General features: G+C 73.9%; 18 protein-coding genes and 2 pseudogenes. 8 read left to right on the top strand and 12 right to left on the bottom strand.

Annotated features, from left to right (window positions below; all coding sequences use genetic code 11):
* Nucleotides 1–35 precede the first annotated feature (35 nt).
* Both ACFZAU_RS32720 and ACFZAU_RS32725 read left to right on the top strand, forming a co-directional pair.
* Nucleotides 36–818 carry a class I SAM-dependent methyltransferase gene (locus tag ACFZAU_RS32720; protein WP_500555181.1) on the top strand — a complete coding sequence of 261 codons (783 nt, stop codon included), beginning with the start codon at nucleotides 36–38 and terminating at the stop codon, nucleotides 816–818.
* A 19-nt stretch (nucleotides 819–837) separates the two neighbouring features.
* The gene (locus ACFZAU_RS32725; RefSeq protein WP_500555182.1) at nucleotides 838–1,797 is read left to right on the top strand and encodes a GNAT family N-acetyltransferase; all 960 of its coding nucleotides are present in this window, start codon (nucleotides 838–840) and stop codon (nucleotides 1,795–1,797) included.
* A gap of 85 nt (nucleotides 1,798–1,882) precedes the next feature.
* Here the strand turns inward: ACFZAU_RS32725 and ACFZAU_RS32730 are convergent, their stop codons facing one another.
* The 3 genes and pseudogenes from ACFZAU_RS32730 to ACFZAU_RS32740 form a co-directional block, all read right to left on the bottom strand.
* Nucleotides 1,883–2,149, bottom strand: a complete 267-nt coding sequence (locus tag ACFZAU_RS32730) for a hypothetical protein (RefSeq protein ID WP_500555183.1) — start codon at nucleotides 2,147–2,149, stop codon at nucleotides 1,883–1,885.
* A gap of 49 nt (nucleotides 2,150–2,198) precedes the next feature.
* Nucleotides 2,199–2,720, bottom strand: a complete 522-nt coding sequence (locus tag ACFZAU_RS32735; protein ID WP_500555184.1) for an NAD-dependent epimerase/dehydratase family protein — start codon at nucleotides 2,718–2,720, stop codon at nucleotides 2,199–2,201.
* An 82-nt stretch (nucleotides 2,721–2,802) separates the two neighbouring features.
* A pseudogene (locus ACFZAU_RS32740) lies at nucleotides 2,803–3,036 on the bottom strand (NAD-dependent epimerase/dehydratase family protein); the annotation flags it as partial.
* Between the two features lie 256 nt (nucleotides 3,037–3,292).
* Here ACFZAU_RS32740 and ACFZAU_RS32745 point away from each other — a divergent pair.
* Nucleotides 3,293–4,450, top strand: coding sequence for a hypothetical protein (locus ACFZAU_RS32745; RefSeq protein WP_500555185.1), 1,158 nt, complete (start codon nucleotides 3,293–3,295; stop codon nucleotides 4,448–4,450).
* A 93-nt stretch (nucleotides 4,451–4,543) separates the two neighbouring features.
* A pseudogene (locus ACFZAU_RS32750) lies at nucleotides 4,544–5,482 on the top strand (GNAT family N-acetyltransferase).
* A 648-nt stretch (nucleotides 5,483–6,130) separates the two neighbouring features.
* On the opposite strand, the gene ACFZAU_RS32755 reads toward ACFZAU_RS32750, so the two are convergent.
* Entirely contained in the window at nucleotides 6,131–6,460 is a 330-nt protein-coding gene (locus ACFZAU_RS32755) for a hypothetical protein (RefSeq protein WP_500555186.1), read from the bottom strand.
* Nucleotides 6,461–6,771: 311 nt separating this feature from the next.
* Here ACFZAU_RS32755 and ACFZAU_RS32760 point away from each other — a divergent pair, with 311 nt between their 5' ends.
* Nucleotides 6,772–8,868 carry a PhoX family protein gene (locus tag ACFZAU_RS32760; protein WP_500555187.1) on the top strand — a complete coding sequence of 699 codons (2,097 nt, stop codon included), beginning with the start codon at nucleotides 6,772–6,774 and terminating at the stop codon, nucleotides 8,866–8,868.
* 129 nt (nucleotides 8,869–8,997) lie between these two features.
* Here the strand turns inward: ACFZAU_RS32760 and ACFZAU_RS32765 are convergent, their stop codons facing one another.
* Entirely contained in the window at nucleotides 8,998–9,399 is a 402-nt protein-coding gene (locus ACFZAU_RS32765; protein ID WP_500555188.1) for a winged helix-turn-helix transcriptional regulator, read from the bottom strand.
* A 188-nt stretch (nucleotides 9,400–9,587) separates the two neighbouring features.
* Between ACFZAU_RS32765 and ACFZAU_RS32770 the strand changes: the two genes are divergently transcribed.
* Nucleotides 9,588–10,712 carry a Gfo/Idh/MocA family protein gene (locus tag ACFZAU_RS32770; protein WP_500555189.1) on the top strand — a complete coding sequence of 375 codons (1,125 nt, stop codon included), beginning with the start codon at nucleotides 9,588–9,590 and terminating at the stop codon, nucleotides 10,710–10,712.
* 107 nt (nucleotides 10,713–10,819) lie between these two features.
* On the opposite strand, the gene ACFZAU_RS32775 is transcribed toward ACFZAU_RS32770, so the two are convergent.
* The 7 genes from ACFZAU_RS32775 to ACFZAU_RS32805 all read right to left on the bottom strand — a co-directional run bounded on the left by ACFZAU_RS32775 (nucleotide 10,820) and on the right by ACFZAU_RS32805 (nucleotide 17,978).
* Nucleotides 10,820–12,064 (bottom strand): cytochrome P450 family protein, encoded by a 1,245-nt coding sequence (locus ACFZAU_RS32775; protein ID WP_500555190.1) that lies wholly within the window; start codon nucleotides 12,062–12,064, stop codon nucleotides 10,820–10,822.
* A complete protein-coding gene (locus tag ACFZAU_RS32780) occupies nucleotides 12,064–13,317 on the bottom strand; it encodes a cytochrome P450 (protein WP_500555191.1) in 1,254 nt (417 codons plus the stop codon). Before ACFZAU_RS32780 ends, ACFZAU_RS32775 begins: the two co-directional genes overlap by 1 nt.
* Nucleotides 13,314–13,958: a GTP-binding protein gene (locus ACFZAU_RS32785; protein ID WP_500555192.1), complete on the bottom strand. Its 645-nt coding sequence runs from the start codon at nucleotides 13,956–13,958 to the stop codon at nucleotides 13,314–13,316. Before ACFZAU_RS32785 ends, ACFZAU_RS32780 begins: the two co-directional genes overlap by 4 nt.
* Nucleotides 13,939–14,298: a DUF742 domain-containing protein gene (locus ACFZAU_RS32790; protein ID WP_499611712.1), complete on the bottom strand. Its 360-nt coding sequence runs from the start codon at nucleotides 14,296–14,298 to the stop codon at nucleotides 13,939–13,941. The genes ACFZAU_RS32785 and ACFZAU_RS32790 overlap by 20 nt, the downstream gene beginning before the upstream one ends.
* On the bottom strand, nucleotides 14,295–14,738 hold the full coding sequence (locus tag ACFZAU_RS32795) for a roadblock/LC7 domain-containing protein (protein ID WP_499611710.1): 444 nt from the start codon (nucleotides 14,736–14,738) through the stop codon (nucleotides 14,295–14,297). The genes ACFZAU_RS32790 and ACFZAU_RS32795 overlap by 4 nt, the downstream gene beginning before the upstream one ends.
* On the bottom strand, nucleotides 14,735–16,288 hold the full coding sequence (locus ACFZAU_RS32800) for a sensor histidine kinase (RefSeq protein ID WP_500555193.1): 1,554 nt from the start codon (nucleotides 16,286–16,288) through the stop codon (nucleotides 14,735–14,737). Before ACFZAU_RS32800 ends, ACFZAU_RS32795 begins: the two co-directional genes overlap by 4 nt.
* Before the next feature lie 442 nt (nucleotides 16,289–16,730).
* A complete protein-coding gene (locus ACFZAU_RS32805; protein ID WP_500555194.1) occupies nucleotides 16,731–17,978 on the bottom strand; it encodes a YbfB/YjiJ family MFS transporter in 1,248 nt (415 codons plus the stop codon).
* A gap of 147 nt (nucleotides 17,979–18,125) precedes the next feature.
* Here ACFZAU_RS32805 and ACFZAU_RS32810 point away from each other — a divergent pair, with 147 nt between their 5' ends.
* Together ACFZAU_RS32810 and ACFZAU_RS32815 are read left to right on the top strand one after the other, a co-directional pair.
* On the top strand, nucleotides 18,126–18,722 hold the full coding sequence (locus ACFZAU_RS32810) for a TetR/AcrR family transcriptional regulator (protein WP_500555195.1): 597 nt from the start codon (nucleotides 18,126–18,128) through the stop codon (nucleotides 18,720–18,722).
* 25 nt (nucleotides 18,723–18,747) lie between these two features.
* Nucleotides 18,748–19,719 (top strand): phosphotransferase family protein, encoded by a 972-nt coding sequence (locus ACFZAU_RS32815; protein ID WP_500555196.1) that lies wholly within the window; start codon nucleotides 18,748–18,750, stop codon nucleotides 19,717–19,719.
* Nucleotides 19,720–20,025: the final 306 nt, after the last annotated feature.

Consider the following 20,025-nt stretch of genomic DNA (forward strand, 5'->3'; position numbering starts at 1 on the left):
GCGCCGCGTCGGGTGCGTCTGCCATCCTCGCGCCCATGTCCGCGTTCCGTGATCTCCTCGCCGAGGGGGAGGCCGTCCCGACCGAGGGCTGGGACTTCTCCTGGTTCACCGGCCGCGCCACCGAGCAGCGCCCGTCCTGGGGCTACGCCCGGCTGCTCGCCGAGCGGGCCGCGCGGGCCGCGGCCGTGCTCGACATCCAGACCGGCGGCGGGGAGGTCCTGGCGACCGTGCCCACCGCCCCGCCGGTGGTCGCGGCCACGGAGTCGTGGCCGCCCAACCTGGAGATCGCCCGCCGCAACCTGGCGCCCTTCGGCGCCACCGTCGTGGAGGCCGGGGACTCGGCCGACCTCCCCTTCCCCGAGGGCCGCTTCGACCTCGTCGTCAGCCGCCACCCGGTGGTGACCCGCTGGGACGAGGTGCACAGGGTGCTGCGCCCCGGAGGCACCTACCTGTCCCAGCAGGTCGGCGCGGGCTCGGTGCGCGAGCTGACGGACTACCTGATGGGGCCGCGACCGGTCGCCGCGCACGCGACACCTGACCCCTTCACGACCACCGCCGGCTCCAGCCCGGTGGAGGCCGCCGCCCGCGCCGAGGCGGCGGGCCTGGAGGTCGTGGACCTGCGCCAGGAGGCACTGCGCATGGAGTTCCACGACATCGCCGCCGTGGTCCACTTCCTGCGCAAGGTCATCTGGATCGTGCCGGGCTTCGCGGTGGACGCCTACCGCGAGCGGCTCGCCGAGCTGCACGGCTTCATGGAACGGCACGGACCCTTCGTGGCGTACTCGCAGCGCTATCTGATCGAGGCCCGCAAGGGCTGACCACGGGAAGCAGACACCGGTGAACGCACCGACGACCAGGCCGTTCGCGGCGTCCGACCTCGACGCCGCGGCCGGCCTCCTCGCCGCCCGCCACCGTCGCGACCTCGCCCGCGAAGCGGCACTCGGCCCGGGTTTCGCCGAACCGGCCGCCTGCGCGGCCCTGCTGCGGGACGCCTGGGAACGGGGCGCCCGCGGCGCGATCGCGGAGACGGCGGACGGCACGCCCGCCGGGTACCTGCTCGCCGTGCCCGGCGACGACGTCCGCGGACGGCACGTGTGGACGGGTCCCGGACACTACGCGGCACGCGACGAGGGCGTCCTGCGCGGGCTGTACGCGGGCCTGTCCGGCCCGTGGCTGCGCGAGGGGCGGCTGCACCACTACGCCGTCGCGGCCCTCGACGACCTGCCGGCCTGGCTCTCGCAGTGCTTCGCCTACGAGCAGATCCACGCCGTGACGGACCTGGCGGCCGGGGCGGGCCGCTTCCATGAGGACGTACGGGCCGCCGGGCCGAAGGACCTCACCGCGCTGGAGCCGCTGTTCGGCCTGATCCCCGACGCGCACACGGGCCCGCCGGTCTTCGCCTTCGTCGAGCCGTCCTTTTACGAGGGCCTGCGCCCGGGCCACGCGGAGCTGCTGGCGGACCCGGCCGTGGCGTACTGGCTCGCCGAAGGGCCGGAGGGGGTACGGGGCTTCTGCGTCATGCGGCCCGTGCCCGATGACGAGGTGTCGCTGACGGCACCGCGCGGTTCCGTCGAACTGCTCCTCGCCGCGACCGTTCCCGAGTGCCGGGGCAGCGGGGTGGGGCGCCGGCTCACCGAGCACGCCTTCGCGGACGCGGCCCGGCGCGGGTTCCGCGTGTGCGTGACGGACTGGCGGGCGGCGAACCCGCTCTCGTCGGCGTTCTGGCCGCGCCGCGGCTTCCGTCCCGTCGCCCACCGTCTGCACCGCCTCCTCGACCCGCGGCTCGCGGCGGGCTGAGCCGGGCTGAGCCGGGCCCTCTCCCGCGCATCGCGTGCCGGGCACCCGACGGCGCGCGCCGGCCCGCGATACGGCGGGGGACGTCCTAGTCCACCAGGCCGAAGTCCTCGGGGAAGTCCTCCAGGAACGCGCGGCGCCGGGGGTCGGCCTCGGCCGCCGTCATCTCGCCCAGCAGGTCGAGGAACGCGGCCCGCTGGGCCTCCGGCATCCGGTCGAAGACGGCGGCCACGCCCTCCAGGGCCTTCAGGGCGTCGTCCTGGTCCATGATCTCGTCGTCCGTGTCCTCGACGAACCAGGCGAGGTCCACCAAGGCGTCCGCCAGGGCATGGGTGAGCGAAGGGTACGGAGGCATCGGCATGTTCTCCCCGGGGACGTCTGCGGTGGTGTTCCCCGGCATCCCATCATGCGCCGCCGACAGCGCCGCCCCCAGGTCGGTCCGGAAGCTGTTCGAGCGTGACCTCGGGGAGGGCGTACGGGCCGCCCTGGGGCGCCGCGGGGTCCGGTGCGGCGTCGCCGGAGGCGGTCAGGCGGGGGGCGTGCCGCTCGGCGTCGTCGACGGGGGTGTAGGCGAGCACCGACGGGTCGGGGAGCTCCCAGAAGCGGCGGGTGTTGGCGGAGACGGCGTAAGCCGTGGCGAAGCGGACGCCGGGCGGCGCGAAGAGGGCGGCCCTGATCCAGCCGAGGGCGTCGCGGTGGCTGAGCCAGGTCGCCAGGTGCCGTGGCTCGCCGGGCTCCGCCTCGAAGCTGCCGATGCGCAGGCAGACGACGGAGAGCCCGAACTTGTCGGCGTAGAGCCGTCCCAGCGCCTCGACGGCCGCCTTGCTGACCCCGTACAGGCCGTCGGGGCGGACCGGCTCCTCCGGGCCGGTGAGGTGCCCGGCGGGGTAGAAGCCGGTGACGCGGTTGCTGCCGGCCAGCACCACTCGCCGCGCACCGCCCCGGCGGGGCGGCCTCCAGCACGTGGTGGGTGCCCAGGACGTTGACGTCCAGCAGGTCGGCGAGCGGGGCCTCGTCGGGGATGCCTGCCAGGTGCAGGATCAGGTCGACGCCCTCGAGGGCGGCCCGGACGGCGCCGGCGTCCCGCAGGTCGACCGTGTGGACCTCCTCGCCCGGGGCCTCGACGGCCAACGGGACCCGGTCGAGCAGCACCAGCCGTGCCGTCTCCCCGCGCAGCGCCGCGCGCGCCACGGACCCGATGGCGCCCGCCGCGCCCGTTACTGCCAGCGTCCTCGCCGTCATGCCCAACTCCCCTTTTTTCGTTGGCTGTTCAACGGCTCCGGCATCATTCCACGGGGCCCGCCGAATCGCCCTGATGGGCCGTCATTCATTTCCCGTTGGCCTGCCGTTCCCACCGGGTTCCGCAAGGTGGGCGCGCCGGGGGCGGATTGGCGCGGGTACCTGGGTGACCGTTTATGCTCTGCACCGTCATTGGGATAGTTGTGAACTCAACCACGTTTGGCCGTCGAGGGGACAGCGCGCCATGAACCGTCCGGGGATGTCCATCAATCAACTGCGGATAGCGGTGGCACTGCTCAGCCTCGCACTGTTCGCGCAGACGGCGTCCTGGCTGCTCTACGACATCGTTGTCCGCGGTCTGCCGGGTGCGTGGTCGCTGTGGACCACCGGGTGGGTGCCGGGTCTGTCGGCGACCTCCTCGCTCGACCTCGGCCTCGCCGCGCTGCAGCTCTGCGCCGGTCTTGCCGCCCTGTTCCGCACCCGCGGCGCCGGCGGCCTGCTGATGACCTCCTGCGCCGTGACCCTCGGCTTCCGCCTCCCCGCCGTCTGGTACCTGCTGCTCGACTCGCCCTCCGACCCGTGGTTCGGCACCCTGAAGGGCGCCTCGCTGAACGCGGTCGGCAGCACGGCCGTCCTCGCCGTGGTGCTCGCCCTCGTCCTGGGCGGGCTCCTGCTGCTGGCCCGGCACATGGAGTACGAGGCCGCCGCCTCGGACGCGGTGACGGGCGGCGTCCGCCCGGTGAAGGTGACGGCCACCGCCTCCGGCCTGCTGCTCGCCGTGCTCAACGTCTTCTACATCGGCCGCAACGCCGTGACGGCCGTTCAGGTCGGCCCCGGGGTGCTCACCGACCTGATCGTCGGCAAGGGCAGCGGCCGGGCGATCCTCGCGGTTCCCTCGCCGTACCAGTGGGTGTGCCTGACCGTGCTGTGCGGCGCCGGCATGCTGCTCGCGGCCCGGCGGCGGCCCACGGCCCCGGGCTTCTCGGTGGGCCTGTCGCTCTTCATGATGCCGTCGGCGTTCACGGACCTGTGGGGCTACGCGTTCGGCACGATGCCCGTGACGGCCGTGGACACCTCGCAGAGCCTGCTGGAGTTCGTCGGTTCGGCCGCGGTGGTCGCCCTCATCGTCGGCGACGTCCGCCGCGACCGCCGGCCCGGCCAGCTCGACGTCATGGCACCCGCCGTGCCCCTGGCGGCCCCCGCCGGGTCGTCCGCCGCGTCGTCCGCCGCTCCGGCGGCAGCGGCGCGTCCGGCGACTGCGGCCGGCGTGGACAACGACGCGGCGGAGGCGGCCGGCGAGGCCGTGGAGGCTCCCGTCCCCGCCCGGCGTGACGCGGACACCGGCACCGACTCCGCCTCGGACACGGACGGCGGCACCGACGCCGACCGACCGGCGAACGAGACCGCCGACGCCTGACACGGGCGCCCGACACGGACGCCGTCCCCGGCCGGACCGGCCCCGCGCGAAAAGCATTTGCGCGGGGCCGGTGTCCGTACGGAGAGTTGCGGCATGCCCATCACCGTGCGGCGGGCCACCCCCGCGGACGCGACCGTCATCTGCGACCTGCTCAACGCCGTCGACGTCGCAGAGCTCGGGCGGCCCGAGACCGACCTGGGGACGGTCGAGACGTCCCTGGTCCACCCCGAGGCGGACCTGGAACGCAACTCCTGGCTGGTGCACTAGGACGGCACACCCGTCGCGTTCGGGCTGCTGTGGGACGACTCCGGCGCCGAACGCATCGACGTCGACCACTACGTCCTCCCCGCCCACCAGGAGGCGGGCGAGCGGCTGCTGGACCTGCTCCAGGAGCGGGCGGCCGAACGCGCCGCGGAGAACGGCGCGGAGCGGGCCGTCGTCCACCTCTCCCTCAACACCGAGCCCACGGTGGACACCGCCCTCCTGACGCGGCGCGGCTGGCGGACCGTCCGGCGTTACCACGTGCTGACCCGGCCGCTGTCCGCCTCCGTGGACACCATCCCGGAGCCCCCGCCCGGACTGACGTTGCGCGACTGCGTGGACGAGACGGACCGCCGGCGCGTCCACGCACTCCTGGAGGAGACCTTCGCGGAGCACTTCGACCACCAGCGGCGCACCTACCGGCAGTGGCTCGACGACCTCGGCTCGGGCATGGACTGGTCCCTGGTCTGGATCGCCTCGCTGGAGGGCGCCGGCGACGTCGGCGCGGCCCTGACCCGTGACGACCGGGCGGCCATGGCGTGGATCCGCAACGTGGGAGTGCGCAAGGAGGCGCGGGGCCGGGGCGTCGCCGGCCATCTGCTGCGTCACGCCTTCCAGGTCTACGCCGCCCGCGGCCGCGACACCCTGGGCCTCGGGGTCGACACCGACAACACCACGGGGGCGCCGCGGCTCTACGCCGCACACGGCATGGGCCTCCACTTCGCCGTGGACACCTGGGAAGTGACGCTGCCCGCTGCCGCCCCGGCGTGACCGCGGCGGTCGTCGATCGGGCAACGCCGGGCCGGGAACAACGAAGGGACCGAACGCCGTGGACCGGAGCACGAGCGCTCACCAGGTGTTCGTCGACGTACTGACCCACCGCCACGCGGGTGCCCAGAGGCGGACCCTGGCCGGGGAGTCGATCGCCGCCCATGCGGAGCTGAACCACCTCCTGGGGCGCACCAAGGGGAGGCCGGCGCCGACGGTGTGGGCGGACTGCGCGGCCGAGCTCCAACGGTGCATGCGTCTGTACACGGGCGCCCGGGCACGGTTCGCCGCTGCCGTCCCGGACGACTTCCCGAACGGTGTGGACGCGGCGCCCGATCCGACGCTGGGCCCGGAGACGACGCGAGCGTTCCAGGCCGCGGCCGACGGGCTCCGGGCCGCGCTCGACGTCCTCAGGCGGGAGTCCCGCCTGCTCGGCTGTGAGAGCTGGGTGCGCCAGCGGGGGACCTGCGCCAGGTCGGCCGGGCTTGATGTTGAGCGGTCTCGCGTCGGCAGCCGTGACGGCGAGGAAGGGCGACGCGATCACGCCCGGGCGACGTGCCGGCACCGCGCGGCCGCTGCCGGACCCGGCCATGGCCCCACCACGTCCGGCTTCGACGCCCGGCACTCGACGCGCCACCTGGCGCCGGACACTCAACGGTCGTAGTGCTCACCGTCGTCGCCCTGCACCCTTGCCCCCAAGTGCCCCGCGAGATTGCACATCTTGGCGATCAGCACGTCGCTCGGGTGCTTGGCGCTGACCAGACCCTCGTCCCAGTGCAGCACCTCGGTGGCGTCCTCCCCTTCCGGTCGCGTCGTCATCAAGGCCGAACTGAAGGCGTCGGCCGGCCAGCCGTCAGGGACGGGCTGCATGACCAGATCGGGATCCGCGGCGACAGCGGCCTCCCACTCCTGCCGACCGATCTCCGGTCCCTCGTCGTCCCACCAGTCGTCGCGCCGCGTGATGTGCAGGTCATACCCCATGCACAACACGGTACGAGCGAGCACCGACAGAGCCGCCGGGCGCGAACCCGTTCAGAAGTACCGGGCCCGTCGTCGCGGATCAGGCGGCCCGGGGGCGCCGCTCGAGCCTGGTGGTGCCGGAGCAGCCGGCGCCGGGCGGCGAGTGCGCCGGGGTCGTCCGGGGAGGCGGGGCACGCGGGTCGCGTGGGGGGACCGGACCGTTGTCCGCTCACCGGTTCATTCGTGGTTCATGTTCCGGCCACCCCCACGAGAAGACGCCTCTTTACCGTCCCATGGGATTCCCTATACCGGACCATAGACTTGGAGGCACTGTGCGGCCGCACAGACTTCTTCCGCTGCTCCCCCGCCACGACGGTGGCAGGTCCGCCCTCACCTGCCGTTTCAAGTGCGGTGACGCCTGCGCCCACGAGGCGCCGAACACCAGCGGCAACGCGTACCTCGGCGACGTCGTCGCCGAGGCGCTCTCCCGCCGCACCATGCTGCGCACCGGCGCCGTGGTCACCCTGGCCGCCGCCGCGGGCGGCGTAGCCGTCGGGTCCGGCACCGACGTGGCCGCCGCGGCACCCGAGGCGCGGCACGGAGGCCACGGCGGTCACGGCACCGTCGACCCCGACGCCGCCAAGGGCCTGCGCTTCCGGCCCGTGGCGCCGAACACCGTGGACGCCGTCGTCGTCCCCGAGGGCTACGCCCAGAGCGTCGTGATCCGCTGGGGCGACCCCATCCTGCGCGGCGCCCCCGCGTTCGACCAGGCGCGGCAGTCCGCCGCGGCGCAGGCCGCCCAGTTCGGCTACAACAACGACTTCCTGCACCTGTTCGACCTGCCCGGTGAGCGCGGCCGTCAGGTACTCGTCGCCAACCACGAGTACACCGACGAGATCCTCATGTTCCCGGGCTACGACGCGGCGAACCCCACCCGCGCACAGGTCGAGATCGCCTGGGCCGCGCACGGCCTCAGCGTCGTCGTGGTCGAGGAGGACCGGCACTCCGGCCGCCTGTACCCGGTGAACCGGCACGGCCTGAACCGGCGGATCCACACCAGGACCGCCTTCCGGCTGACCGGTCCCGCCGCGGGCAGCCCCCTGCTGCGCACCAAGGCCGACCCCACCGGCACGAAGGTCCTCGGCACCCTCAACAACTGCGCCGGCGGCACCACCCCGTGGGGCACGGTGCTCTCCGGGGAGGAGAACTTCAACCAGTACTTCGGCAACGCGGCCTCGGTGACCGACCCGGTGACGGCGGAGCGGCTGAAGCGCTACGGCGTCGCCGGCGCGGCCAGCGAGCGCAAGTGGGAGCGGTTCGACGACCGCTTCGACCTGGCCAAGGAGCCCAACGAGGTCAACCGCTTCGGCTGGATCGTGGAGCTCGACCCCTTCGACCCGGACTCCACACCGCGCAAGCACACCGCGCTCGGCCGTTTCAAGCACGAGGCCGCGCAGCCCCGCCTCACCGAGGACGGCCGTCCCGTCGTCTACATGGGCGACGACGAGCGCTTTGACTACATGTACAAGTTCGTGGCGAGCAAGGCGATGCGGCACGGCAGCGGGCGGGCCGTCCGCGAGCACAACCTGTCGCTGCTGGACGAGGGCACGCTCTACGTCGCCAGGCTCACCGGCGACAGCCCGGCCGGCCAGTTCGACGGCAGCGGGAAGCTGCCCTCGGACGGCGAGTTCGACGGCTCCGGCGAGTGGATCAAGCTCGCCAGCGGTACCACGTCCTTCGTGGCGGGCATGACCGCCGAGGAGGTCTACCTCTTCACCCGCATGGCCGCCGACAAGGCCGGCGCCACCAAGATGGACCGCCCCGAGGACGTCGAGCCGAGCCCGCGCACCGGCCGCGTCTACGTGGCGCTGACCAACAACACCAACCGCGGCAAGGCCGGTTCCCCCGGTGCCGACGAGGCCAACCCGCGGAACGAGAACAAGCACGGGCACGTGCTGGAACTGGCGGAGTTCTTCGACGACCCGGCCGCCGACCGCTTCGCGTGGCGGCTGTTCCTGGTGGCCGGCGACCCCTCCGACCCGTCCACCTACTTCGCGGGCTTCCCGAAGGACGACGTCAGCCCGATCTCCTGCCCGGACAACGTGGCCTTCGACCCGCACGGCAACCTGTGGATCTCCACCGACGGCACGCCGGGCACCCTCGGTACCCACGACGCGCTCTTCGGCGTCGCGGTCAAGGGCGAGAAGCGCGGTCAGGTGCGACAGTTCCTGAGCGTGCCCAAGGGCGCCGAGACCTGCGGCCCGATCATCCAGGACCAGCGCGTGCTGGTCGCCGTGCAGCACCCCGGTGAGACCGACGGCTCCACGTACGACAACCCGTCCTCGCGCTGGCCCGACGGCGGCAAGCGGATCCCCCGCCCCTCCGTCGTCGTGGTGTGGCGCAAGGACGGCCGCGACGTCGGAGTCTGACGACACATCACATCCACGGGTGCCGGTTGCCTTTGACGTGCCCGGCCCTGCGTGACGCCGGCCTGTGCGACCCCTTCGGGGTGCGCGGGCCGGCGTCGTGCTCCCGTTGCCCGCCGCGGCCGCCGTGGATCAGGGATCGGGGGTGTCGTACTCGGCACGGGACCGGCTGATCTCCTCGGCGTGGGCGTCGGCCCAGCCGGCCAGGTCGCGTACGACGTGGAGGAGCGAGCGGCCGCGCTCGGTGAGCGCGTAGTCGACCTGCGGCGGGACGGTGTGGTGCACGGTACGGGCGACCAGGCCGTCCCGTTCCAGGGCGCGCAGCGTGACGCTGAGCATCCGCTGGGTGATGGGCCGGGTCAGCCGCCGCAGCTCGTTGAACCGGTAGGTCGACTCGCCCAGCTGGCAGACGACGACCACGCTCCACTTGTCGCCGATCCGCTCCAGCACGCTGCGGATCAGCGGACGGGACTCCTCCCGGCATCCGGGGGCCCCGGGGGCCGCTTGGGACCGGAGTTCTCCTGCAGTTGCCACGGCCACGGTTCCCTCCGGGATACCTGGGCACTTCGAAGTGCTCTCTTGTCGCCGTCCGCCCGCGGCACCACGCTCGACCGTGAGCAGTCGGCGGTGCCCGAGCGCGACGCGCGTGTCCCCCCACTGTAAGAGCCGCGCGGCGGTGACCGCAGATCCGCGGCGGCAGGCCATGCACGAGGAGAACCCCCATGAAGACGATCGGCGTAGGCATCATCGGCGGCAGCACCACGGGCTGGGCCTCGATCTCGCACGTACCCGCCCTCGCGGCGTCCCCGGCGTTCGAGCTGCGCGCCGTCAGCACCTCCCGGCGCAGCTCGGCGGAGGCCGCGGCGGCGACGTACGGCGTGGCCGCCTACGACGACCACCGCGAGCTCCTCGCCCACCCGGGCGTCGACCTGGTCGTGGTGGCGGTCAAGGTCAGCGAGCACCTGGAACTGCTCACGGCCGCCATCGAGGCGGGCAAGGACGTCTACAGCGAGTGGCCGCTGGGCAACGGCCTCGCCGAGGCCCGGCACCTCACGGAGCTCGCGGAGAAGGCCGGGGTGCGCAGCGTGATCGGCACCCAGGGCCGCTACGCGCCGCAGGTGCGGTACGCCCACGACCTGATCAAGGACGGGTACGTCGGCCGTGTGATCGGCACCACCATGGTCGGCTCGGGCATGGTCTGGGGTCCGGAGGCCGCCACCCGGCAGGCGGCCTACTTCTACGACAACGCCAACGGCGCGACCCCGCTGACCTCGCCCTTCTCACACGCCGTCGACCCGCTCAACCACCTGCTCGGTGACTTCACGACGCTGAGCGCCAACCTCGTGGTCGGTCGCACGCGAGCGCGGATCACCGAGGACGGAGGCACGGTCCCCGTCACCGCTCCCGACCAGGTGGCCGTGATCGGCACGCTCGCCGGCGGCGCGGCCGCCTCGGTGTTCTACCGCGGCGGCACCTCCCGGGGTGACAACTTCCGCTGGGAGATCAACGGGACCGAGGGCGATCTGGTCATCACCGCGGACTGGGGCAACATGCAGGTCGCCGACCTCTCCCTGGCCGGAGGCCGTGGCGCCGACGCCACCGCCGCGCCCCTGGAGGTCCCCGCACCGTACTTCGGCGACGGCCTGACCGCCGAACTCTCCCGTTCCGTGGCCGGCAACGTCGCCCGTCTGTACGGCCGGCTCGCCCGCGACCTGGCCGAGGGCGTCCGCACCGTCCCCGACTTCCGCCACGCCCTGGACCGGCACCGTCTCATCGACGCCATCGAGCGGGCCTCCGCCACCGGCACGGCCCAGACCCTCGCGACCCAGTCCCCCGCCGAACGGTGACCGTTCGCCGGGCACGGCGGCCGGCCCTTCCGTGGGGCGGAACGGGACCGGCACCGCCGCGCGCCGGCTCGAGCGGCGCGGGGCGGTGCCGGACCACCGACGGTAGGTCAGTTCACCGTGACGGGCAGCTCATAGAGGTCGTTCTGGGTGACGACGGGCTTGTTCCGCAGCTCCGTCGCCGGGACCGCCAGGTCGAGCTTGGGAAATCGCTCGAAGAGGGCGGGCAGCGCGACCGAGGCCTCCAGCCGGGACAGCGCGGCGCCCGGGCACACGTGCGGGCCGTGGCCGAAGGCGATGTGCCGGATGGGGTGCTCGCGGGTGATGTCGAAGACGCCGGCGCTGGGGCCGTGCTGCTTCTCGTCGCCGCCGAGCGCCGCGTAGGAGACGATCAGCGCCTCGCCCTTGGCGATGACCGCGTCGCCGACGGGGACGTCCTCAGTGGCGAAGCGGATCAGCACGTGCGAGGTGGGCGTGGAGTGCCGCAGGGTCTCCTCCACCACCGACTCCCAGCTCGCCTTGCCCTCCCGCACCAGCGCGAGCTGGTCGGGGTGGGTGAGCAGGTTCACGACCGCGTTCACGATGAGGGAGATCGTGGTCTCGTGACCCGCGGCGATCATCAGCTGCAGGGTGCTCTGGATCTCCTCGTCGGTGAGGTGGTCACCGTCCTCGGAGGCCGCGATGAGCGCGCTGGTGAGGTCGTCGCCGGACTCCGCGCGCCGGTCGGCGACGGTCTTCGCCATCAGGCCCGCGAGCTCGCCGAGGGTGGCGATGACCTCCTCGGGCGGGGTCTGCGTGGAGAAGAACTTCTCGAACAGCACCTTCAGCCGCGGCAGGTGGGCCTCGTCGATGCCCATCAGCTCCTGCACGACGTACATCGGCAGCGGGTAGGCGAAGGTGGCCTTGAGGTCCAGCACCCCGCCCTCGCGCGCGGCCTCCTCGACGCGGTCCAGGAGACCGGCCGTCAGCTCCTCGATCCGGGCGCGCATCTGCTCCACGCGGCGCGGGGTGAGCGCCTGGGCGACCAGGGTGCGCATCCTGCGGTGGTCCGCGCCGTCCACGGTGAGCATGGAGCGGCCGGGGTTGGCCAGGCCGATCAGCGCCCAGTCGGCGGGTATCTCACCGCGGGTGAAGGCGTCCCAGTGGGCGATGTCCTTCACCAGGCGCGGGTCGGTCAGCAGCGCGCGGGCCTCGGCGTGGTGCGTCACCGCCCACACCGGCACCCCGCCGGGGAGCACGACCGCGGCCAGCGGGCCCGCCTCGCGCAGCGCGGTGCTCTCGGCGACCAGGTCGCCCACCAGCGGGTCCAGCACGATCGGGGAGGCCGCGTGGTGGCCGGTGACCGGGCATTCCATCAGAGTTCTCCTAGCACGGGGGTGGGTGTGAAACGCACGGGGAGGTTGGTCATGCCCCGCAGCCACGGAGACGGACGGCGCACCAGACCCGCGGGGTCGACCGCCAGTTCGAGGTCGGGCAGCCGGTCCAGCAGCACCTCGATGCCGGTGCGGGCGATGGCCTCGGCGATCTCCTGCGCCGGGAACGGGCAGCGGTGCTCGCCGTGGCCGAAGGAGAACCAGGCGTTGTTCCCGTTGGTGGAGGCCCCTGCCTCCAGGTGCACCTGGGGGTCGGCGTTGGCCGCGGCGAAGCCGAGGATGAGCAGGTCCCCGGAGGCGATCTGGCGCCCGCCGAGCCGGGTGTCGCGGCTGGCCCACCTGCCGGCGATGTTCTGGGTGGGGGTGTCCTCCCACAGGACCTCGTTCATGGCCTGGCCCACGCTGTGCCGGCCGCCGGTGAACGAGGCCGCGAAGCGGTCGTCGGTGAGCATCAGCCGCAGCGAGTTGCCGATCCAGTCCGCGGTGGGCTGGTGCCCCGCCACGGTCATCACCATCATGTCCTGCACGATCTCCTCGTCGGAGAAGTCGTACCGGTCGGCGAGCATCCGCGAGACCACGTCCGCGCCCGGCTGCTCCTTCTTCGCCTCGAGCAGTTCGGTCATCGCGGTGTAGACGTAGCCCTGGCCGGCGATGGCGTCGGGACCGCCGTCGACCAGGTCCTTGACCGCCTTCACCAGGAGCGGGCCCTGCTCCTCGGGGAAGCCGTACAGCCGCGCGAGCACGCGGACCGGGAGCAGCATCGCGAACTCCTCGAGGAGGTCCGCCTTGCCCACGGCGCAGAAGGCGTCGACGAGCCCGTCGGCGTAGCCCTCGGCGTGGCGGCGCAGTTCGACCGCGTCGATGGCCTCCATGGCGTGGCCCATCATGGCGGCGCGCTGCCGGTGGCGTTCGCCCACGGTGTAGAGGATCGACGGCTGCTTGCGGCCGATCATGGGCAGCAGCGGCCAGTCCTCGGGGATGCGGTCCCACTGGTTCCACAGGTCGGAGTCGCGGCTGAAGAGCACCGGGTCGCCGGTGACGTGCAGCAGCTCGCGGTAGCCCAGCACGAGCCAGGCCGGTATGCCGCCGTCGAGCTCCACGGGCGCCAGGGCACCGTGGTCGCGGCGCAACTCGCGGTAGAGGGCGGCGGGTTCGACGTGGAAGCGCGGACCGCTGAACGGCACCGCCCCGGCGAAGGGGTCGGTGCCGGCGGCCGCGGAGGGCTGACTGGTCACGGGGTGGTCGTCTCCCGGGCGCGCGGGTGGGCGGCGGACAGGGTCTGCAGGTGCTGGACGAGGGTGATGAGGACGTCCTTGGAGGACTGCCGGGACCGCGCGTCGCAGTCCACCAGCGGCACCCCGTCCGCCAGCGACAGGGCGTCGCGGACCTGTTCCTCGGAGTGCTTGGGCCCGCCGAAGTCGTTGCGGGCCACCACGAACGGGGTGCCGTGGTGCTCCAGGCGGTCGATGGCGTACCAGGAGTCGTCCAGGCGGCGGGTGTCGACCAGCACCACCGCGCCCAGCGTGCCGGAGAACAGCCGGTCCCACAGGAACCAGAACCGCTCCTGACCGGGCGCGCCGAACAGGTAGAGCACGGTGCGCGCGTTGACGCTGATCCGGCCGAAGTCGAAGGCCACGGTGGTGGAGGTCTTGGTCCGCACACCGGCGAGGTCGTCGACGCCGGCGCCGGCCTGCGTCATCGTCTCCTCGGTGTTCAGCGGACGGATCTCGCTGACCGAGCGGACCATGGTCGTCTTCCCGACGCCGAACCCGCCGGTGATGACGATCTTCAGCCCGTTGTCGGCGCGGGGGTCGAGCGGCGCCCGCGGCCCCGGAGGGCCGGGAACCAGGCCGGGGTCAGAGGTTGCGTAGTCCAACGAGCACCTGCTCCAGGATCTCGGGGTCCGGCAGTCGAGCCGCCGTCCGGGCGGTACGGGGGTGCCGGGCGCTGATCCGGCCGGTGTCCAGCAGGTCGCACAGGAGCACCTGCGTGATGCCGACCGGCAGCCCCAGGTCGGCGGCGAGCTCCACGACCGCGGTGGGCCGGCGGCAGATCCGCAGGATCGCCGCGTGCTCGGACTGCATCCCCGGGACCGGGTCGCACTCGGCGACCACCAGGGTCACCAGGTCGAACGCATCGGACGCGGGCCGGCTGCGACCCGACGTGAGGGTGTACAGCCGGTCCGGATCCTCGTCCCGGCCCGGACGGGGTGTCATGCGCCGTCGCCGTCCTCAGCGGGCACCTCGCGCGGGGGCGCGCTCAGGTGCTCACCGAGCTGCTCGACCAGCTCGTGCATGTTGTGGCCGATCAGGCCGACCTCGGCGTCGTCGGAGGCGACGACCGCGAGGTGGGCGCCGTCACCGGCCTCGACGATGAACAGGATGCCGCCGTAGAACTCGGCCATGGCCTGCCGCACGCCGCCGCTGCCGTCGCCGAACTCGATGGACGCGCCCTGCGACAGGCTCTGGATGCCGGCGGAGATCGCCGCGAGTTGGTCGGCCTGGTCCACCGAGAGCTCGGGGGTGCGGCACAGCTTGAGCCCGTCCCGGGACAGGACCAGGGCGTGGCGGGCGCCGGGGGTGCGCTCCAGCAGGTTCTCCAGCAGCCAGTTGAGCCGCTCATCCGTACTGGTGTGGCCGGTGGCCGGTGCGGTCATCGCGCGTCGCTTTCTGGGGATGGGGCCGTCGCGTTGTGCTCGTCGCGGTCCGCGCCGGGCGCGGACGCGGGGGGCTCGTGGTCGGGGGCGGATGCGGCCGCGGCAGGGGGGTTGCCGTGCACCGCGCTGCGGAAGGTGCTGAGGCGCGCGGCCCGTTCGGCCGCCGTCCCGTGGCCGGCGGAGCCGGAACCCGGGCGGTCGGCGGGCCGGTCGTGGCCGGGCCGGTCATGGCCGGCGGCGGACAGCGTGTGGCCGCGGCGGCGCTTGGGCAGGCCGCCCTCGCCCAGCTCCGGTGCCGTACGCCGGACCTCCTCGTCCCGCTGCGGCGTCCCGGCGGGCGCCGGGGCGGGCGGGGCCGGGACGGGGGCGGGAGCCTCCGGGGGCAAAAGGGGCTCGACGTCGGGGCCGGCCTCCGCGCCGGGGCGCGGGACGGTCAGCAGTTCCTGCGGGATCATCATGACCGCGCCGGTGCCGCCGCGGGCCGAGGGCCGGAAGGAGACCGTCAGGCCGTGCTTGCGGGCCAGCCGGCCGACGACGGTGAGGCCGAGCCGGGTCCCGGACAGACCGGTGAGGTCCCCCGAGCCGGCGGCGACGGCGCTCTGCGCGCGGCGCAGCGCGACCTCGCCCATGACCAGGCCGCTGTCCTCGACGGTGACGACCGTGCCCGCGGGCACCTCCTCCACGTACACGTGGACCTCGGCGGTGGGCGGGGAGAAGTTGGCGGCGTTGTCCATGAGTTCGGCCAGCGCGTGCATGACGCCCTCGGCGGCGTGGCCGACGACGGCGACCTCGCTCGTGGAGTGGAGCCGCACCCGCTGGTAGCCGGCGATGCGGCCCATCGCGCCGCGCAGGATCGACTCCATCCGGATCGGCTTGGCCCACCGGCGTCCGGAACGGGCCCCGGTCAGCACGGCGATGCTGTCGGCGAGGCGGCCGGCCTGGGCGGTGCGGTGGTCCAGGTGCAGCAGGTCGTGCAGCACGGCCGGGTCGGTGTGGCGGTGCTCCATCTGCCGCAGGTCGGCCAGCATGCCGGTGGCCAGCGCCTGCATGCGTCCGGCGGCGTTGGCGCCGACGGCCATCGACGCGGCGCGCCGGGACTCGCTCGTGCCCACCCGGTCGGCGATCAGCGCGAGCATGCGGCGCTGCGGGCCGGTCAGCGGCTCCCGTACGCCGGTGAGGACGCGGTCCACCGTCTCACCGCTGGTGATCCGGCCGACGGCGGCGGGCAGCAGTTCGTCGGCGAAACGTTCCGCCTCGGCCCGCAGGGCGTCGAGCTGCCCGGCCAGCCGCTTCGCGCGCCAGCGCTCCTGCGCCGCCACGCACACGGCGCACGTGAGCGCCACGATTCCGGCGCCCGCGCCCACCACGGCGGGCGTGCGGACCGACTCGGGCGCGGCGCCGGTCAGCCACACGGCCACCGGCACGGTGACCACCAGCGGCGCCGCAAGGGCCCGCGCCAGGTACGCGAACGGAGCACGCTGCTCACGCGGCCGTGCCGGGATGCGCAGGCGCCCGGTCCGCGGGCGCGGGAGCGCGGTCTGCGTCGTCATCGTTTCGGACCTCGGGACCGTCTGGACGGATGGGATGAGAAAGCGGAATCCAACAAAAACGGGCACCACCACGGGCACGAATCCCGGGCGGGCTCCGTGTTCGCGGGGAACTCGCGGCCACTATATGCGAGTTGCCGAGGGGTGTTGATCAACGAGTAGATGACATGTGTTGGCTGGTGAGGATATGTGGGGTTGCCACAACGTGCGGCGCTCACCGGCCCGCTGAACCACCGGTTCCGCCCCGCCGGCGGCGCCACCGGAGCCGTACGCCCGGAGGCCGCTTCCCGGCAGCGCCACTGACCACGTCTTTTGCCGTGCCGTCAGGACCGGGCGGGTTCCCGGGAGGACGGCGCCGGGCGCCCCGCCGGCCGGCGGCCCGCGCGGCGGTCCGGCGGCGTGGCCACTCTGCGACATGTCGCAACCCCGCCACGCCGCGGGCGCCTCACCCCCGGGCGGACGCCCCGCGGGCGCCGGGCTCCCGGCGCGCGGCCCGCCCGGCCGCCTCCCCACGGCCCCGGGCGAACCTCGCGACCGCGTCGACGGCCAGGGCCAGCGCGAGCGCGGCGGCGCCGACGGCGAACAGCACGCGGTGGTCCTGCCCGGTGCGGGCGAAGACGTAGGAGTAGAGGTACGCGGAGAGGGCCAGCGAGGCCGCCCCGGCGACGGTCGCCCTGCCCCACGCCGCCGCCTGCGCTTCGGGGCTGCGCGGTACGAGTTCGTGGACGCGGCCCAGGACGAGGGGCACGACACCGGGCGGGAAGGAGCCGATGACGACGCTCAGCACCGCGACCTCGGCCAGACCGTGCGCCACGGCGAGCGCGGCGAGCGCCCCCGTCTGCACCACGGTGATCAGCGGCAGGGCCCGGGCGAAGCCGAGCCGGTCGCCGAGGAAGCCGTAGAGGGTGGGGCCGGCCAGCGCGCCGAGCCCGTACAGGATCCAGACCATCGAGCCGCTCCCCGACCCGCGGCCCAGGCCCCGGCTGACGAAGTCGGCGAGGAACGCCATGGCCGGGGTGAGCCCCGTGGAGATCAGGGCGTACTCCACGAACAGCAGCCGCAGCCGCGGGCGGGGGGACCGCGCGGCGTCCTGCACCCCGGGGGCCGGCGCCGCGGGGGCGGCGGGCGCCGGCCAGCCGTTCCAGCTCAGCGCGGTCAGCAGGGCGCACAGGACGGCGAGACCCGCCCAGGTCGGGCTCAGGCCGAGGTGCAGCAGGAGCGGCACCAGGGTGCCCGAGGCCGCGATGCCGACGCCGAGCCCCGCGAAGATCGCCCCGCCGGCCAGCCCCCGCCGCTCCCCCTTCAGGTACGGGAGCACCGCACCGGCCACCCGCACCATGATCACACCGCCGGCGAGCCCCGAGGCGAGCCGCCAGAGGAAGAACCAGGGCACCGACACGGGGACGCTGCACGCCAGCAGGGCGACGGCGGCGAGCACCATCGTCCAGCGCAGGGCCCGCCGGTCGCCCAGCCACCGCCCCACCCGGCGGGCGCCCAGCGCCCCGGCCAGGTAGCCGGCGAGGTTGGCCGCACCGAGGTAGGCCACGGCCGAGGGCGAGAACCAGTGGGCGTCGATCAGCTCGGGAACCAGAGGTGTGTAGGCGAACCGGGCGATGCCGATGCCGACGAAGCTCGCGCTCGCGCCCGCTGCGACGGCCCGCCACGCGGCCGGTCCCGGGGGTGTGGTGCTCATGTGCTCGTTTCCGCCCTCCGCCCGGTGACGACGGGTCCGGGCGCCGCCCGGTCCGTCCGCCGTCCGGGCCATCTTTGACAACCCCGTCATGTTTGACACCCTTGCAAACTTTGACGGAGTCGTCAAAGATGAATTAGGATCCGGGGCATGGCTGGACGGCGTCAGTTCGATGAGCAGCACACCCTGGGCCGGGTCCTGGACGTCTTCTGGAACCAGGGCTACGGAGCGACCTCCATGCAGGACCTGGCCAACGCGACCGGCGTGCAGCGCGGCTCGCTCTACAACGCGTACCGCGACAAGGAGACGCTCTTCCTGCGGGTGTTCCAGGACTACGCGGACGCCTTCGTCGCCGAGGCCGCCGCCACGCTGGACCAGCCGGACGTCCGGCGGGCCCTGGAGGAGTTCTTCGACTTCACCATCGCCTCCATGACCCTCGGCACCCCCGCCCGCGGCTGCCTGTCGACCAAGACCGCCACCGACACCCAGGCCGACGCCGAACCCATCCGCGCCGCGATCCGCGGCCTGCTGGACCGGCTCGAGGCCGTCATGACCGAACGGCTCGCCCGCGAGGACGCCGCCGGGCTGCTGGCCGTCCCGCCCGCCGAGGCCGCGCGGGTCCTGGTCACCATGACCCGCGGCACCGTCGTCATCGAGCGCGTCTACCAGGACGCGGACCGGCTCCGGGCCACGGCGAGGTCGCTGATCGCGATGGTGCTCGGCATCCGGCGGCAGGCCACCGCCTGATCAACCGGCCCGGTAGGGTGCCCCGATGACCACGGCGGAGGGGAACGGGCCCGGCTGGACGGCCACGCGCGCCTGGGTGGACCGGCACCTGCCCGAGGGGGAGCGGGTCGCGTCTGCGGAGCGGCTGCGCGGCGGCTGGACCTCGCGGATGCGCAGGCTGCACGTCACCGGCCCGGGAGGCGGACGCCAGTTGGTGCTGCGCTCCTTCGTCGAACCCTTCTACCTGCGGCACGCCGAGGCCCTGCTCACCCGTGAGGCGCGGATCCTGACGCTGCTCGGCCCGACCGCCGTACCCGCCGCGGAACTCCACGCCCTCGACGCGACGGCGGAGCACTGCGACCACCCCTCGCTGCTCATGTCCCTCCTCCCGGGCGAGGTACGGCTGGAGGACGCCGAGGCCGGGGCGCGGGCCTGGCTGATGGCCCGCCAACTCGTGCGCGTCCACGGGCTGGACGTCGGCGAGGGGGACCGGCCCCGCGCGTACCAGGCCTGGACGGCGCCGGAGCGCGTCCGCCCGCCCGCCGCCACGGGCCGTCCGGACCTGTGGGCCCGCGCGGTGGACGTCATACGCCGTGACCCGCCGGCCCACGAAGGCTGCTTCCTGCACCGCGACTTCCACCCCGGCAACGTCCTGTTCACCGGGCACGGCACCCATCTGCGCGTCTCCGGCGTCGTGGACTGGGTGGAGACGTCCTGGGGCCCGGCCGACCTGGACGTGGCCCACTGCGCCACCGCCCTCGCGCTGCTCCACGGACCCGGCGCCGGGATGCGCTTCGCCGACCTCTACACCGCCGCGGGCGGCCACCTGGCCGCCTCCCCCGGCGCCCACCTCTACTGGCGGCTCCTGGACGCCCTCGCCTTCGCGCCGTACGCCGAGAAGGTCGCCGTGCCCTGGCGCGAACTCGGCCGCACCGACCTCACCCCGGCGACGCTCGCGACCCGCCTGGAGACCTACGTCGGGGCGCTGCTCCCCCGCTACGCGGGGCCGCGCGGCTGACGTCCGGGGGACGCCGCGCTCACCCACCGGCCGCGGGCCCGCCGATCCGCTCGACCACCGGAGCACCCTCACCGCCGGGGATCAGGGCGTCGCTCCGCGGGACGGGGCATCGGGTGCGGGCGAAGGCCCGACCACGCCGAACGGCACGTCGCGGCGGAGCACAACGGCCTGGCCGGCCCGGCCACCGCGCTCCGCACGCGCTTCGGCTTCACATCTGTGCAACTGCGCGTACTCCCCCCGGCTTTCGTCTTGTCACCCGGGTGTGATCGCCAGCAGGGTGCAGGGCGAGCCGCGGGCGCGAAGGTG

Origin of the sequence: Streptomyces sp. NPDC008238, assembly GCF_042956445.1 — a bacterium.
Taxonomy (GTDB): Bacteria; Actinomycetota; Actinomycetes; order Streptomycetales; family Streptomycetaceae; genus Actinacidiphila.